The 16,667-nt window shown below is 43.5% G+C and carries 11 protein-coding genes; 1 reads left to right on the top strand and 10 read right to left on the bottom strand.

Annotation, left to right across the window (positions count from 1 at the left end):
- Positions 1-111: 111 nt before the first annotated feature.
- Genes ACFQ1M_RS02190 through ACFQ1M_RS02225 form a run of 8 tightly spaced genes read right to left on the bottom strand, consistent with a single transcriptional unit; the run spans position 112 to position 11,823 of the window.
- Complete coding sequence (locus ACFQ1M_RS02190) at positions 112-1,914, bottom strand: cytochrome c oxidase subunit I (RefSeq protein WP_386403206.1); 1,803 nt, start codon at positions 1,912-1,914, stop codon at positions 112-114.
- A 43-nt stretch (positions 1,915-1,957) separates the two neighbouring features.
- Positions 1,958-3,022: a cytochrome c oxidase subunit II gene (locus ACFQ1M_RS02195; RefSeq protein ID WP_386403209.1), complete on the bottom strand. Its 1,065-nt coding sequence runs from the start codon at positions 3,020-3,022 to the stop codon at positions 1,958-1,960.
- A 38-nt stretch (positions 3,023-3,060) separates the two neighbouring features.
- On the bottom strand, positions 3,061-4,428 hold the full coding sequence (locus ACFQ1M_RS02200; RefSeq protein ID WP_386403212.1) for a quinol:cytochrome C oxidoreductase: 1,368 nt from the start codon (positions 4,426-4,428) through the stop codon (positions 3,061-3,063).
- A gap of 33 nt (positions 4,429-4,461) precedes the next feature.
- A complete protein-coding gene (locus ACFQ1M_RS02205) occupies positions 4,462-5,019 on the bottom strand; it encodes a c-type cytochrome (RefSeq protein WP_386403215.1) in 558 nt (185 codons plus the stop codon).
- A 7-nt stretch (positions 5,020-5,026) separates the two neighbouring features.
- Positions 5,027-5,551 carry a DUF3341 domain-containing protein gene (locus tag ACFQ1M_RS02210; protein ID WP_386403218.1) on the bottom strand — a complete coding sequence of 175 codons (525 nt, stop codon included), beginning with the start codon at positions 5,549-5,551 and terminating at the stop codon, positions 5,027-5,029.
- A gap of 2 nt (positions 5,552-5,553) precedes the next feature.
- Complete coding sequence (nrfD, locus tag ACFQ1M_RS02215; RefSeq protein WP_386403221.1) at positions 5,554-7,308, bottom strand: NrfD/PsrC family molybdoenzyme membrane anchor subunit; 1,755 nt, start codon at positions 7,306-7,308, stop codon at positions 5,554-5,556.
- Positions 7,309-7,350: 42 nt separating this feature from the next.
- Entirely contained in the window at positions 7,351-10,500 is a 3,150-nt protein-coding gene (locus ACFQ1M_RS02220; protein WP_386403224.1) for a TAT-variant-translocated molybdopterin oxidoreductase, read from the bottom strand.
- Between the two features lie 48 nt (positions 10,501-10,548).
- Positions 10,549-11,823, bottom strand: coding sequence for a c-type cytochrome (locus ACFQ1M_RS02225; protein ID WP_386403227.1), 1,275 nt, complete (start codon positions 11,821-11,823; stop codon positions 10,549-10,551).
- Between the two features lie 212 nt (positions 11,824-12,035).
- On the opposite strand from ACFQ1M_RS02225, the gene ACFQ1M_RS02230 reads away from it, so the two are divergent.
- On the top strand, positions 12,036-12,455 hold the full coding sequence (locus ACFQ1M_RS02230) for an SPOR domain-containing protein (protein WP_386403229.1): 420 nt from the start codon (positions 12,036-12,038) through the stop codon (positions 12,453-12,455).
- Positions 12,456-12,604: 149 nt separating this feature from the next.
- Here the strand turns inward: ACFQ1M_RS02230 and infB are convergent, their stop codons facing one another.
- Entirely contained in the window at positions 12,605-15,376 is a 2,772-nt protein-coding gene (gene infB / locus ACFQ1M_RS02235) for a translation initiation factor IF-2 (RefSeq protein ID WP_386403232.1), read from the bottom strand.
- A gap of 55 nt (positions 15,377-15,431) precedes the next feature.
- The gene (gene nusA / locus ACFQ1M_RS02240) at positions 15,432-16,664 is read right to left on the bottom strand and encodes a transcription termination factor NusA (RefSeq protein ID WP_386403235.1); all 1,233 of its coding nucleotides are present in this window, start codon (positions 16,662-16,664) and stop codon (positions 15,432-15,434) included.
- Positions 16,665-16,667 lie beyond the last annotated feature (3 nt).

Raw genomic sequence — 16,667 nt, forward strand, 5'->3', positions numbered from 1 at the left:
CCTCTCCCAGAAGAAGAGAGTCGTTCTTTAGTTTTCGTGTTCAAACAAATATACAGTAAAAAGAAAAGCCTTTCTATCTAGAAAGGCTTTCTTCAAATTATTTGAAAACAGTTAATGTTGTAATTCTTCTTCTCCGTCTTTGAGTGGGACTATTTGAGACACCCAATCTTCTTCATGTCCAGGCTTGCTGTAATCATAAGGCCAACGATATACATGCGGAATTTCTCCTGGCCAGTTACCGTGCATATGCTCTATTGGAGCCGTCCATTCTAGGGTGTTAGACTTCCATGGATTCTGAGGCCCTTTCTTTCCGTAGAAGATGCTGTAGATGAAATTCCAAAGGAATACCAGCTGTACCGCACCTGCAATCAATGCAAATACCGTGATCACAACATTTACATCTGCTAGGTCATCAAAATATGGGAAAGCTGTGTTGGTATAGTAACGTCTCGGAAGACCTGCCATACCAATAAAGTGCATAGGGAAGAATACCCCATAAGCACACACTGCCGTCACCCAAAAGTGAACATACCCTAAGTTCTTATTCATCATTCTACCGTGGAACATTCGCGGGAACCAATGATAGACGCCAGCAAATAGACCGTACAAGGCCGAAATTCCCATTACCAAGTGGAAGTGAGCTACCACGAAGTAGGTGTCATGCACATTGATGTCTAGTGTACTATCCCCAAGGATAATACCTGTAAGTCCTCCAGAGATGAAGGTCGACACCAAACCAATAGAGAATAGCATCGCGGGATTCATCTGCAGATTTCCCTTCCAAAGTGTTGTGATATAATTGAACGCTTTTACCGCAGACGGGATGGCGATCAATAGTGTTGTAAATGTAAAAACTGATCCGAGGAATGGGTTCATCCCCGAGATGAACATATGGTGCCCCCAAACGATGGTCGATAGAAAAGCGATCGCCAAAATAGATGCGACCATGGCACGATACCCAAAGATGGGCTTGCGTGAATTAGTTGCAATGATCTCTGAGGTGATTCCTAATGCAGGAAGCAACACGATGTATACTTCTGGGTGTCCTAGGAACCAGAATAAGTGTTCGAATAATACTGGAGAACCCCCTTGATAATGAAGCACTTCTCCCTGAATAAAGATATCCGATAGATAAAATGACGTTCCGAAGCTTCTATCCATGATCAATAACAGTGCTGCTGATAGAAGTACTGGGAACGATACGACCCCAATGATCGCTGTAACAAAGAATGCCCAGATAGTTAGCGGCAATCTCGTCATGCTCATACCTTTGGTACGCAAGTTGATCACCGTTACGATATAGTTCAAAGAACCTAAAAGCGACGATGCGATGAAAATGGCCATAGAGACCAACCAAAGGGTCATTCCCATTCCAGAACCTGGTGTTGCTTGAGGAAGGGCACTTAGAGGAGGGTAGATGGTCCATCCTGCGGATGCCGACCCACCTTCCACGAATAAAGAGATACACATGACCACACTAGAGATAAAGAACATCCAGTAAGATATCATGTTCAGTAGTCCTGACGCCATATCTCGTGCTCCGATCTGCAACGGAATAAGCAAGTTACTAAAGGTACCACTCAATCCGGCGGTCAATACGAAGAATACCATGATGGTACCATGAATGGTCACCAACGCCAGGTATCTATCGGCGGTCATCACACCTCCAGGAGCTCCTTCACCAAGAAAGATCTCTAAAAGTGTAAAAGGTTCCTCTGGCCAAGCCAATTGCATACGGAAGAACAATGACATTGCAATTCCGATAGCTCCCATGATCAAACCAGTAATCAAATACTGCTTTGCAATCATCTTGTGGTCCTGACTAAAGATATATTTTGTTATAAATGTCTCTTTGTGATGATGTCCATGATCGTGTGCATGATCTTCAACGTGTGCATGTGCTGTAGCTGACATATCTAATTTAATTTCGTTATATAATCTTTTCTTTTTCTAGCAATTATTTTATAACCTCCGCGAACGTTGGCTGCTCCGCAACCCACTTCGCGTAGTCTTCGGGTGTATCTACCACTATCTTCATTTGCATATTGTAGTGGGATTGTCCACAGATCTTATTACAAAGTAACAAATAATCGAATGTGTAAGGGTCTAATCCTTCTTCTCCCTTCGCAGCGAGCTCTTTGCTCTTCTCCGCTCTAATATTGTTGATCTTCTTCACTTTCGCAACGATATCAGGATTCTGACGCATTTCCTCGGTGGTCGTGGTCGGTGTGAAGGCGAATTGCGTGATCATCCCAGGAACACAGTTCATCTGCGCCCTGAAGTGCGGCATGTAGGCAGAGTGTAAAACGTCTTGCGAACGCATTTTGAACAATACCTTTCTACCCACCGGCAAGTGCAACTCTTGGACGACCACATCATCCATTCCGTTAGGGTCTGAGGCGTCGATACCCACAAGGTTCTTCCCATCAAAATCCTGTAAGAAACGAACATTGGCATCCCCTAGTACATTATCTTCGCCTGCAATACGCGCTTTCCAGTTAAACTGCTGTGCATAAAGTTCAACGATCAGAGGATCATCTTCGGTATCTACATTCATGATATTGGTCCATGTGTATAATCCGTAAAGGATAAGCCCTGCAAGTACGATCACCGGAATGATTGTCCAGATAAACTCCAACTTATCATTATCTGCATAGAATAATGCTTTTTTACCTTCCTTACCTCTGTACTTATAGGCGAAGTAGTGCAATAGAAATTGGGTGATCGTTTGTACAAAGAATATCAAAGCAAAAGAGATCCACAATAATTGGTCTACATCTTTACCGTGTTCTGAAGCCGAATCTGGCAGCAATACATCTCCCCATTCCCAAAAAGAATAGATCGTTAACAAATAAATAAAGATCAAGAAGGCGAACATCAATTTACCATTGATATCATTGTCTTTGTCATTTGCAACTTCTGACTTTTCGGCCTTGACTTGTGATAATTCGAAAATCTTGGTCATTTGCCAGATGGCAATTCCTACAAGTACTAAAATTGTTATCGTTAATAGAGCAGTCATTTATTCTATCCTCTTTACTTAATAAATCTTCAAATTAATTAATAGTGAAAGTGCTTACTTTCTTCCACAAATGGGTCACCTTTGGCCAGAAGCGGTGCTTTGGTCAGCGTAGTAAATACTACAAAGATAAACAGTCCGAAAAAGAACAGCATGGACCCGACCTCTGCTGCTCCGATAAACCAACGGTCTCCCACGGTAGCGGGCATGATCATATTGAAAACATCCACATAGTGACCTAAAAGAATTACAATCCCAGCAGTGATCACAATAAAGTTCAAGCGCTTATAATCGCTATTCATCAGGATCAACAATGGGAATATGAAGTTCATGGCGACCATTCCGAAGAACGGCAACTTATAATCCTCGATTCGCGTCACAAAGTAGGTGACTTCCTCAGGAATATTGGAATACCAAATAAGCATAAATTGAGAGAACCATAGGTACGTCCAGAAAATACTAAATCCGAACATGAACTTGGCCAAATCGTGAATATGACTATCATTCACAAAGTCCAAATATCCCTTGCCTTTGAGATATATAGAAATCATTGCGATCGTACTCACACCACAAACCATCATTCCGGCAAAAACATACCAACCGAATAGGGTGCTAAACCAGTGGTGATCAACCGCCATGATCCAATCCCAAGACATCATCGATTCTGAGACCAAAAAGAATACAAGAAAAGCAGCTGAGATTCTAAAGTTCTTTTTGTGATAAGATATGTCATTTGCACTGTCTTGTGCAATAGAGAATTTTCTAGAAAAATGGCGATATAACGCCCAACCTGCAATGTAGATCGCAGCTCTGACCAGTAATCCCGTCACGTTCAAATAAGGGCTCTTCCCTACCGTTAATGGGTCATAGTCTGGACTATTTGGGTCGAGAAGTTCTGGGGACATCCAATGAAAGATATGGTTATGACCTACGTGGAAAGATGCTAATACGAGCAGCACGAACATGACCAATGCGCCTACAGGCAAATATCCAGTGATTCCTTCCATTACCCTGTATAAGACAGGTGACCAACCAGCTTGTGCAGCTCTTTGAATTCCATAGAATGCAAGGACCCCAAGTGATATCATAAAGAAAAAGAAAGCTGCGATATATAGTGCCGACCATGGTCTATTCTGCAATTGATGCAATACATGCTCGGCATGCTCGTCACCGCTATGAACTCCATGTGCCTCTTCAGTACCATGCGCAGAAACCGCTGCTCCTGAATGTGCATCTGTCGCGTGTGCGGATTCACTTCCATGTCCCCCATGAGCTGCTTCCTCGGCCAACATTTCTTTCACCTCGTCAACCGAATGCGGTGTTGTGAAATAGCCATATCCAAAAAGCAAGGCTCCAAGCACCATTGCGATGATCGAAAACAGTTTTAATTTACTTGAAAACGTGTACATATCTTAAAAACTATATCTTCCTTAATTCCGTTATTATTTTTCTAAGTCTGCCTTTAGCTTCAACACGTATTGTGTGATCTGCCAGCGTTCTTTTTCGTTGATCTGAGCCGCATGTGACCCCATGGCATTTCTACCGTAATAGACCACATGATAGATACTCCCTTCGGTGATCGCTCTTCCAGCATCGTCATAGCTAGGAACCCCTAGGAATTTCTCGTTCTGTACCAACCAACCTTGTCCGTTTCCTTTTGCACCATGGCAGATAGCGCAATAAAGGCCATATAATTCCTTGCCCTCGGCTAAGTTCTCCTCATTGGCTTCCAATGGATTCTTCAAGTTCGCTTTGGCTGCTTGATATCCTTCTTCAGAGTCTTCATAATCATAAGGCATCCAACCTCTAGAAATGGTCCCATCTACAGGTTGCATCGCTTCGATACCTTCAGGAAAGGCAGAAGATTGGGAATAGGTCTCATATCCTACCGACTCATACATGTTAGGAAAAAACTGGTAATTGGGTTGCGATTTGTCAAAGCAGGAGGTCATTACGACCGCTACCATGATCACGATTGCTATGTTAGATAAGCTCTTCATCTCGTTATTAGTGCTTTTCTTGAATATTAACTTCTACTGCGCCTGTCTCTTTCAAAAGTGCCGCAACTTCTTCTTCATTTCCATGAACGGCGATCTCCATTAAGAAATGATCATCTGTCGTACGAACGTCTGGATTCTCCGCCTCCTTAAATGGCCACATCTTACTTCTCAAATAAAAGGTGATCACCATCAAGTGTGCTGCAAAGAATACAGTTAATTCGAACATGATAGGAACGAAGGCCGGCATGTTCTCTATATAGCTAAAGCTTGGTTTACCACCAATGTTCTGTGGCCAATCCTCGATCATGATAAAATTCATCATCACAATGGCCACGGTAAGTCCGATACAGCCATAGATAAACGACATAATGGCAATTCGTGTTGGAGCCAAGCCCATGGCCTTATCTAGCCCGTGAACCGGAAATGGTGTGTATACTTCCTCGATATGATGATGCGCAGCGCGGACTTGCTTTACCGCATTCATTAGCACATCGTCATCGTTATAAATTGCTTGTACAACTTTTGAAGCCATAATTATGCATTATCGTTTAAAAAATTCTTTGCTTGACCTGCCCAGTCATCTCTTTGTGCCCTTCCTGGGAAAGAACCAGTGATACTATCTAACAAGTCATATTCTTTTTCTGTCATTCTGCTCACCTGAGCGAAGGTGTAGATTCCTATTTGGTTAAGGGTCTCCTCCATCTTAGGTCCTATTCCACTCACTCTTTTAAGATCGTCAGCTGTCTGGGTATTCGGGTCGAATGTTCCCAAAGAACCAAGAAGGTCATTCAATTGCTCTTCTTTTTCCTTCTCCACAATGATCGGCTCTTCGGCCTTTATAAAGACCGTCTTGCTTGCGGCAGGCTTTGAGGTGCGCTCATCGGCTCCCGTACCTACCAAACTTTCACCAGATTCTCTTAATCTCTTATATCTTTCTCCTGAGGATTTCAGGATGGTCTTCACTTCCGCCTGCGCGATCACTGGGAACGTTCTTGCGTATAAAAGGAACAATACGAAGAAGAATCCAATTGTTCCTATGAAGATCCCGATATCGACAAATGTTGGCGAGAACATCGTCCATGAAGATGGAAGATAATCGCGGTGCAATGAGGTAACGATGATCACGAAACGCTCGAACCACATTCCGATGTTTACCACAATAGAGATGATGAAAGAGAACATAATACTTGTTCTTAGTTTCTTCGACCACATGAATTGTGGAGAGAACACATTACAGGTCATCATCGCCCAATATGCCCAAGCATAAGGTCCTGTTGCCCTATTTAAAAATGCATATTGTTCATATTCAACACCAGAATACCAAGCGATGAATAATTCGGTGATATAGGCACATCCAACGATAGAACCTGTGATCATGATCACAATGTTCATCAATTCGATATGCTGAACCGTGATATAGGCCTCAAGACTAACCACTTTACGCATAATGATCAATAGGGTGTTTACCATCGCAAATCCCGAAAAGATCGCCCCCGCAACGAAATACGGTGGGAAGATCGTCGTGTGCCAACCTGGAATTACCGAGGTAGCAAAGTCAAAAGATACGATCGTGTGTACCGAAAGTACCAGCGGCGTGGCCAATCCTGCCAACACTAAAGAAACCTCTTCGAAGCGCTGCCAGTCTTTAGCTCTACCCGACCAACCGAACGATAATATTTTGTATACCTTCTTTTGGAAAGGCTTCACAGCTCTATCACGGATCATCGCAAAATCTGGTAATAATCCTGTCCACCAGAATACCAACGATACGGATAGATAGGTAGAGATTGCAAATACGTCCCAGAGAAGTGGGGAATTAAAGTTAACCCATAAAGAACCAAACTGGTTTGGAATTGGCAACACCCAATATCCTAACCATGGACGCCCCATGTGAATGATTGGGAACAACCCTGCTTGGACAACCGAAAAGATGGTCATCGCCTCTGCAGAACGGTTGATCGCCATTCTCCATTTCTGACGAAATAGCAATAATACGGCCGAAATCAATGTTCCTGCGTGACCGATACCTACCCACCATACAAAGTTGGTGATATCCCAGGCCCATCCTACAGTTTTATTCAATCCCCAACTACCAATACCGGTAGAGATCGTGTAAATAATACAACCCAATCCCCATAGAAATGCAACTAGGGCAATTGAAAAAACCAACCACCATTGTTTGTTGGCTTTTCCTTCTACAGGAGCTGCAATATCCACCGTTACATCGTGGTAGCTTTTATCTCCTATTACTAAGGGTTTTCTTATAGGTGCTTCGTAATGCGACGCCATAATCCTCTTATAATTGTTTCTTAGTTAATTTATTTCTCGGTCTTAGCTGTTTCTCACTTTCACATGATACTGAACATTGGGTTTTGTCCCAACGCTCTCTAACAAGTGATACATTCTGTCATCTTTCAAAGACTCAGCCACTTTACTTTCTTTATTATTGATATCACCAAAGGTCATTGCACCATTGCCACAAGCTGCAGAACAAGCGGTCTCGAATTCTCCAGCCCCAACTTCCCTTCCATCGCGTTTTGCATCAAGAATGGTCTTCTGAGTTTTTTGGATACACATCGAACATTTCTCCATGACCCCTCTAGAACGTACAACAACATCTGGATTCAACACCATACGACCGAGATCATCGTTCATGTGGTAATCGAATTCATCGTTCTTATTGTACAAGAACCAGTTGAAACGACGTACCTTATAAGGACAGTTGTTTGCGCAGTATCTTGTTCCAACACAACGGTTGTAGGCCATGTGGTTTTGTCCTTGACGTCCGTGCGACGTCGCCGCAACCGGACAAACAGTTTCACAAGGCGCATGGTTACAATGCTGACACATCACTGGCTGGAATGCTACTTGAGGATTGGCAGCAGGATCTTCCATTTGCCCAAATCCTTCAAGCGACCCAGTTTCGCCAGTAAGTCCGCTTATATTATCCTTGAATTGATTATCATCTTCGAAGGTATCTGCAGAAGAATAGTATCTATCGATGCGCAACCAGTGCATATCTCTTGAACGACGCACTTCTTCCTTACCTACAACAGGAACATTGTTCTCCGAGTGGCAAGCGATCACACAAGCACCGCATCCGGTACACGCGTTCAAGTCGATCGACAAGTTGAAGTGATGCCCGATAGAACGATCAAATTCATCCCAAAGATTGGCTTCAGGAGAAGTTGCATCGATCATCTCATGGTCTTTGGACACATGAGGCATCTCGTTCCAGTATTTTTTATCTTTTGTATTGAAAACTTCTAAGGTGGTCTCCTTTACGATATCGCCGCGCCCCATCAAGGTGTTGTGCAGCTGCACACACGCAAATTCATGTGAACCACTTGCTTTCTCGATGGTAACATCTTGAACGGCATTGAAACCGTTATATAATGGGAAAGCGTTTACTCCTGTCTGCATTTCTGGTTTTAAACCAGCTCTCTTTCCATAACCAAAGGCCAATCCGACCGAACCGGGAGCTTGACCAGGTTGAATGATCACAGGGGCAGTGACCGTCACACCATTCACCGTGATGTTTGCATAGTGACCATCCAAGGCTCCAGTGGCTACATTCCAATTTTCTATACCCAAGTTGGCTGCATCTGCAGAAGAAATGGTCAGATAGTTGTCCCAAGACACCCTTGTTATAGGGTCTGGGAATTCTTGCAGCCATGGATTATTGGCTTGTTGACCATCACCCATCCCAACTTTAGAATAGAGTGTAAGCTCAAACCCATTTGCTTTCTTTGTCCCAGCTAATTTATTAGCTTGAGTGACCGCATCTGTGATTTGGCTATTTACAGAGGTTGGCACTGCCGCCATCTCAGTTGCTGCTGTTTCGGCAACATCTCCTTCTGGAGCTTCTGCCGCAGCTTCTACTGCCGCAGGTGCTGAACCAGCAAAAACACCATCATGCAGCGCCTTGTTCCAAGAGGTTCCCCCTAAGATTCCAGCACTCCAATTTTCCTTGATGTATTCGTAATATGATTTATCGTTTCCAGTCCACGTCAATATGGCGTCCTGAAATTGTTTGGTATCAAATAAGGTCTGAATAGTTGGCTGCACTAAGCTAAAGTGCCCTTTTTTTATCTCAACATCTCCCCAAGATTCTAAATAATGAGGAGCTGCAGCCACATATTTTGAAGCAAGCGCTGTCTCATCTTCTTTCATGGTGAATACCACTGAAAGTTCCAGTCCCTTCAAAATTTCGGCGAACTCTGCTCCATTGGGTAAAGAATACACAGGGTTAACTCCGGCCATGATCACTCCGCCTACTCTTCCCGCCTTGGCATCTGCCAAGAATTGGGCTACCGCTTTATCGCTTCCCTGGCGTGTTTTTCGTGGAGCTGCAGTATCAATGGCCTCGCTTCCAAGCATTTCATTGATTGCCAATACAACCGATTGTGCGCCTGCATCATCGATTCCAGATACCACAACTGCTTTTGAACCCGCTTTTCTGATCTCTGCAGCAATCGCTTTTACTTCGGCAGCATGATCACCAGAAACAGCACCTCCATTTAAGGCTTTGTACAAGTTTCCGAGTATTACCTTTTGCTGAGAGGGAGTAGCCAATATGCGTTTGTCAGCATTAGCACCAGTCAGAGACATATTCGCCTCAAATTGAATATGACGCGACATGGTCTTGTGACCTTTTGTGCCTTTTGGAATACGCCCTTTGGCATAGCCAGCGTCATATCCACCACCTTGCCAATCTCCTAAGAAATCTGCACCGATAGAGATGATCAGGTCGGCCTTCTCAAAATCGTAATCTGCCATCGCACGTTCGCCATATTTGGCCTCGAACGCGTCTAGCGCTGCAGATTCCGAGATCGCATCGTACACTACGTGACGTACGTTGCTATATTTTTGTTTGAACTCTTCAATTAATTTTTTGGTCGAAGGTGAAGCAAATGTTTGTGTAAACAATACCACTTCTTTTCCTGCACGTTGCAAAGCGCTCAACTGATTGATCACTTTGGCATCGAAAGTAACCCAATCTGTTGTTTCTCCATCGATCTTTGGAACTTGCAATCGCAAGCTGTCATATAAAGAAAGTACCGAAGCATTTACTCTAGCATTGGCACCTCCGTTGACTTTGGCGTCTTTGTTATTTTCAACTTTGATAGGACGTCCTTCGCGAGTTTTGATCAATACATTTGCAAAATCAAATCCATCAGCGATGGTCGTAGCATAGTAGTCTGCAACACCAGGACGAATACGCTCTGGCTGTACTACATAAGGGATTGATTTTACCACAGGACCCTCGCATGCCGCCAATGACGCTGCCGCTGTACTGAATCCTACATATTTTAAAAAGTCTCGGCGAGTTGTAGAAGACGTTTCTAGGGTTTCTTTATCCCCAAGAAAATCGTCCACCGGGATCTCCTCAACAAACTCATTCTGTCTTAGCGTCTCAACAACGGAACTGTTTGGGTTCAGCTCTTCAACACTTTTCCAGTATTTTTTGTTTGATGCCATGTTATATAGATAAATTAACTTCTTAATTATTGATTTTATAGAATACTCTTAATAGTGGCACTTACCACATTCTAGACCACCCATCTCGGCAGCCGTGAGCTTTTCTACACCGTATTTTTTAGAAAGTTCTGCGTGAATTTTTGCATAGTACTCGTTGCCTTCAACCTTGATGTTAGTCTCGCGGTGACAGTTGATACACCAGCCCATCGTTAAAGAAGAATACTGATACATGATCTCCATTTCTTCCACAGGCCCATGACAGGTCTGACACTCCACCTCGGCAACCTCTACGTGTTGTGAGTGGTTGAAGTAAACGAAATCTGGAAGGTTGTGAATACGAACCCACTTTACGGGCTGTGATTCGCCGGTATATTGCTGGCCATCCCAACCAACGGCCTTGTACAACTTCTGGATCTCTGCATTGTAGTCGATGCCGTATTCTTGCTGACCTTCGGCCAAAGTTTCAGCGGCGACCTCTCCAATATACTTGTGGCAGTTCATACAAACGTTCAAAGCTGGAATTCCGGAATGTTTGGACACCCTTGCGGAAGAGTGGCAATATTTACACTCGATCTTGTTCTCTCCAGCGTGAATTCTGTGTGAGTAGTGAATTGGCTGAACAGGTTCGTACCCTTGATCAACCCCTATCTGCATCAAATAGCCATAAGCAAAATAAGCTCCAGCCAACAATAAGAAAATGGTTGAAACGAGCACCAAGAATTGATTCTGAACGAACGCTTTCCAAAGCGGTAAGCGTTTTTCCGCCTCTTCTTCGATCTCCACGCCATTGGCCTCAGCAATTCTGCGCAAGGTCTTGTTTACCAAGAACAACATCATCACCAACAAACCGAAGATCAATACGAGCGCACCCAAAATGAGTTCGTTAGAGATTCCCGAACCTCCTGTTACAGCGCCACCTCCAGCCGGAGCTGCCGCAACAACTGGCTCAGGTTTTGGCTGTTCTACGTAGGCTAGAATGTTATCCATCTCTGTTGTTGTCAACAACGGGAATGCGTTCATCGCTGTAGGACTCCATTCGCTAGCAGCAATGGCATCGGCATCGCCAGAAGCGATGAGCGCTGCATTGTTGTTGATCCATTTGTACAACCATTCGCGCTCATACTTTGAAGTAACCCCATTAAGCGCTGGACCCGTCATATCCTTGTATGGATTGTGACATGCAGCACAATTGAGATTAAAGAGCGATTTCCCGGCGGCGACATCGCCTTCTTGGGCAAATAGAGCGGTTGAAAATGTTAGCAGGAATGCTAAAGCAAAACCAAAAATTCTTGAAACAGAATTACGGTGATACACCTTTTTCATATTGAAATGTAAATTATCGTCTATCTTTTGGCACGATTTTTTATGCAAATACAGCAAAAAACACCGTTTAAAAACCGGACACAAAAATACGACTTAGCTACGATATGGAAAATGTTAGGGTATTCTTAATTTATAATTTATAATTGTTCTAAATAATAAATAAGGTTTGTTTAAGTTCTATTATTTTAACTTTGCAGAAATTTAAGTTCATTATGAGCATTTTAGCACCTTTCAAGAGAATTGGCCTTGTTGCAGGTCTCTTTCTAACAGCACAAATAAATCTGGCTCAGGCCCAAGATAGCATCCCTAGTTTGATAATTCCAGACGGGAAACTCACTATCGTTCAGGACCCAAAAATAGACCGCCTACTAGCCTTAAAAAAAGAGGTAAATGAAGACATCGATCGGATGTACTATCGCATTCAGCTGTACTACGGATCTTTGAACAAAGCAGAAAAGATTTTAGGGGAGTTTAGGTCGTTATATCCAGATTGGAGAGCCAATTTGTATTTTGAAACTCCATATTACAAGGTGCATGTTGGAAGATATACTTCTCGACTTACAGCCGACCAGCGTTTGGCCGAAGTAAAGAAAAAATTTCCTTCTGCCTTTCTGTTGGCGCCACAGAAGTAACGAAGCGTTCAGAGCGCAGCATATCAAATAAAGACCTGTGTGGCCTCAGAGCTATTAATATATGGTATAAAGAAGAAGGAAGCTATCGAGATAGACGAAAAAAGGGCATTCATAGTTGAATGCCCTTTTTTTATATATTTACGATACTATTACTTCAGTTTCTTCTTGACGGCCACTTCTTGGAAGCCTTCCACAATATCACCTTCTTTAATGTCATTGTAACCTTTTATCTGCAGACCACAGTCATATCCTTTCGAGACTTCCTTGACATCGTCCTTAAATCGTTTCAGCGAAGCAAGTTCTCCAGTATATATGACCACTCCATCACGGATGAGTCTAATACCCGAATTGCGATAGATCTTGCCATCGGTGACCATACACCCTGCAATGGTACCCACCTTGGAGATCTTGAAGGTTTCTCGGATCTCGGCGTTACCCGTGATCTCCTCCTTCATCTCTGGTGAAAGCATTCCTTCCATGGCATCTTTGAGATCGTTGATCGCATCATAGATGATACTGTATGTACGGATATCGATCTCTTCCTTATCTGCCAACTGGCGAGCGTTCCCCATTGGACGTACGTTGAATCCTATGACGATCGCATCCGAGGCCGAGGCCAATAAGACATCAGACTCCGTAATTGCACCAACACCTTTGTGAATGATATTTACTTGAATCTCTTCTGTTGAAAGTTTTTGGAAAGAGTCGGTCAATGCCTCCACAGAACCATCAACATCTCCTTTGAGAATGATGTTCAACTCTTTGAAGTCTCCTAAAGCGATACGACGTCCTATCTCATCTAGTGTGATATGTCTTTGCGTACGCACCGACTGTTCTCGTTGCAATTGAGTACGTTTTACAGCAATTTGCTTTGCCTCACGCTCATCTTCAAACACATTGAACTTGTCACCCGCCTGAGGCGCTCCGTCCAATCCTAAGATCGATACTGGCGTGGATGGCCCGGCTTCCTCTACATTCTTCCCTCGTTCATCATGCATGGCTTTTACTTTACCGCTGTTTTTACCAGCGAGCACGTAATCTCCAATGCGCAAAGTACCCGCCTGCACCAAAATGGTAGACACGTATCCACGTCCTTTATCCAAAAATGCTTCGACCACCGTACCAGAGGCAGGCTTGTCTGGATTTGCTTTCAGGTCGAGCAACTCAGCCTCTAATAATACTTTCTCTAACAATTCTTTGACGCCAGTTCCAGTTTTAGCTGAGATATCGTGCGATTGGATCTTACCGCCCCAATCTTCCACCAATAGATTCATGGCTGCTAATTTCTCCTTGATCTTGTCTGGATTTGCCGTTGGCTTATCCACTTTGTTAATTGCAAACACGATCGGAACTCCTGCAGCCTGCGCATGACTGATGGCTTCTTTTGTCTGAGGCATCACGTCATCATCGGCAGCGATCACTATGATCGCAATATCTGTCACTTGGGCACCGCGCGCACGCATCGCCGTAAAGGCTTCGTGACCGGGTGTATCCAAGAACGCTATTTTCTGACCGTTCTGTAATTGAACGCCATAGGCCCCAATATGCTGTGTAATACCTCCAGATTCTCCTGCGATGACGTTCTCTTCTCTGATATAATCGAGCAATGATGTTTTACCATGATCAACGTGACCCATAACGGTAACGATCGGCGCTCTATATTTTAAATCTTCAGGAGCATCTTCATCCTCTTGTATGGCCTCTTCGATATCGGCCGTTACAAACTCTACTTGATATCCAAATTCGTCTGCGACAATAGATAATGTTTCGGCATCTAGACGTTGATTCATCGTAACCATCATCCCTAAAGACATACATGCAGAAATAATGTCGGTGACGGGCACTTCCATCATGGTAGCAACCTCGGCAACGGTGACAAACTCTGTCACTTTTAGTACTTTGCTTTCCGCCTCGATAGCCGCTTGCTCGTCTTCGGTCTTTTGACGGTGAATATCTCTTTTCTCTCTGCGATACTTGGCCCCTTTCGATTTCGAGGTTTTCCCTTGAAGCTTTTCGAGGGTCTCCCTTACTTGTTTTTGTACTTCCTCTTCTGTAGGCTCTACTTTCGCAACAGGTGCTTGACGTTTACGTCCTTTTCTACCTCCACGATCGTTGGTATTGCCTGTTCGGCGGTTACCTCCTTGCCCACTACCCGGGGAGGAAGCACCTTCCTTGGTGATCCTTCTTCTGCGTTTCTTCTTATCGTCGCTAGAATCTCCTTTGGACTCTTCCTTTTTCTTCTTTGGTTTGTTGAATTGTGCAAGATCTATTTTTTGCCCGGTCATCTTCGGGCCTGAGAGCTTTTGATACTGCGTTTTGATGCGCTCTTTTTTCTGCTCATCAGGTGCTTCAGCGGTTTTAGCCTCCTTTGTAGCTTCTTTCACCACCGGTTTTGCTTTCACCTCTTCTGACTTCTTCTTTTCAGAAACCTTCTTAGCACTATCAGATTCGGGCAGGTCGATCTTATCTTTTACAATTTTTGGACCAGCCAGTTTTGGAGCTTTGGTCTCAATTTTCTTAACAGCTGGTGCTTTTGGAGTCTCTTCTTTTTCTGGGGTCTCTTCGGGTGTTTCTTTTGGCTCCAAGTCGATCTTCCCAACCTGTTTTGGGCCAGCTATTGACGCTTTGGCCTTTACGACTTCTTGACGAACTTTTTTGGCTTCTTGCTCTTTTTCCAACTGAATACGAAGCGCCTCCTTCTCCTTCCTTTTCTCTTCGCTAACTTCTTTAGAAGCAACTTTTTTGCTCTTGTCAGTTTGAAATTCGTCAAGCAAAACGTTGTACACCTCGGCAGATATTTTCGTAGTAGGTCTAGCCTCTACTTCAAATCCCTTTGAAGAAAGGTACTCTACCGCTCTATCCAACGAAATGTTGAGTTCACGTAATACTTTATTAAGCCTCATTGTTCTGTTTTCAGCCATGCGCTACTGTTAATTTAACCCCAAAAATATATAAAAAACCCTAGCTTGAGGTTTTTTAGTCCTCAAACTCCTCTTTTAAGATTCGGACGACCTCCTCTATGGTCTCTTCTTCCAAGTCGGTGATCTTCACAAGATCTTGAACATCTCGCTCTAAAACACTCTTGGCCGTATCCAAACCTATTCTTTTAAATTCTTCTATCACCCATGCTTCGATCTCATCAGAGAATTCTGCAAGTTCCACATCCTCTTCTACACCTTCTCTATACACATCGATCTCGTATCCTGTGAGTTGACCGGCCAATCTAATGTTGAAACCACCTTTTCCAATAGCCTTGGAAACTTCTTCTGGCTTAAGGTATACTTCGGCCCGCTTTTTCTCGTCGTCCAATTTGATCGATGTAATTCTCGCCGGGCTCAACGCCCTTGTCACATAGAGTTGGTTGTTATTGGTATAGTTGATCACATCGATGTTCTCATTGCCAAGCTCTCTAACGATACCGTGAATACGCGACCCTTTCATTCCCACACAAGCTCCTACCGGGTCGATTCTGTCATCATAAGAATCTACCGCTACTTTTGCTTTTTCACCAGGGATCCTTACCACTTTCTTCACAGTTATCAATCCGTCAAATACTTCTGGTATCTCTTGCTCAAATAATTTCTCAAGAAACTCTGGAGCCGTACGCGACATAATGATCATCGGTTTGTTACCTCTAAGCTCAACACTTTCGATCACACCTCTCACATTCTCTCCTTTTCTAAAGAAATCGGAAGGTATCTGCTTTTCTTTCGGCAGAATGATCTCATTGCCCTCATCGTCCAACAACACAATTTGTCTGTGTCTAATGTGATGCACTTCTGCTGTATAAATATCACCGACCAACTCCTTGAATTGTTTGTAGAGATTGGTATTATCGTGTTCATGAATCTTTGATATCAGATTTTGACGCAATGCCAAAATCGCTCTTCTTCCCAGATCGATGAGTTTTACCTCTTCTGAAACATCTTCACCAACTTCAAAATCAGGCTCGATCTTGCGCGCTGCGCTCAACTCTATTTCCTGATTATCGTCCTCTACCTCACCATCGGCAACGACTATTCGGTTTCTCCATATCTCCAAATCTCCTTTATCTGGGTTGATAATGATATCGAAGTTATCATCAGAACCATACTTTTTCTTAAGCGCGTTTCTAAAAACGTCTTCCAAAATTGCCATTAGCGTTACACGGTCGATACGCTTATCATCCTTAAATTCTGAGAAAGAATCAATCAATGCAAGATTTTCCATGCG

The organism is Sungkyunkwania multivorans (assembly GCF_042675645.1).
GTDB classification, from domain to species: domain Bacteria; phylum Bacteroidota; class Bacteroidia; order Flavobacteriales; family Flavobacteriaceae; genus Sungkyunkwania; species Sungkyunkwania multivorans.

Coding starts and splice junctions, on each gene's coding strand:
- ACFQ1M_RS02220 (WP_386403224.1), bottom strand. CDS start 10,500: ATGGCATCAAACAAAAAATACTGGAAAAGTGTTGAAGAGCTGAACCCA.
- ACFQ1M_RS02190 (WP_386403206.1), bottom strand. CDS start 1,914: ATGTCAGCTACAGCACATGCACACGTTGAAGATCATGCACACGATCAT.
- ACFQ1M_RS02200 (WP_386403212.1), bottom strand. CDS start 4,428: ATGTACACGTTTTCAAGTAAATTAAAACTGTTTTCGATCATCGCAATG.
- ACFQ1M_RS02210 (WP_386403218.1), bottom strand. CDS start 5,551: ATGGCTTCAAAAGTTGTACAAGCAATTTATAACGATGACGATGTGCTA.
- ACFQ1M_RS02205 (WP_386403215.1), bottom strand. CDS start 5,019: ATGAAGAGCTTATCTAACATAGCAATCGTGATCATGGTAGCGGTCGTA.
- ACFQ1M_RS02230 (WP_386403229.1), top strand. CDS start 12,036: ATGAGCATTTTAGCACCTTTCAAGAGAATTGGCCTTGTTGCAGGTCTC.
- ACFQ1M_RS02225 (WP_386403227.1), bottom strand. CDS start 11,823: ATGAAAAAGGTGTATCACCGTAATTCTGTTTCAAGAATTTTTGGTTTT.
- nusA (WP_386403235.1), bottom strand. CDS start 16,664: ATGGAAAATCTTGCATTGATTGATTCTTTCTCAGAATTTAAGGATGAT.
- nrfD (WP_386403221.1), bottom strand. CDS start 7,308: ATGGCGTCGCATTACGAAGCACCTATAAGAAAACCCTTAGTAATAGGA.
- infB (WP_386403232.1), bottom strand. CDS start 15,376: ATGGCTGAAAACAGAACAATGAGGCTTAATAAAGTATTACGTGAACTC.
- ACFQ1M_RS02195 (WP_386403209.1), bottom strand. CDS start 3,022: ATGACTGCTCTATTAACGATAACAATTTTAGTACTTGTAGGAATTGCC.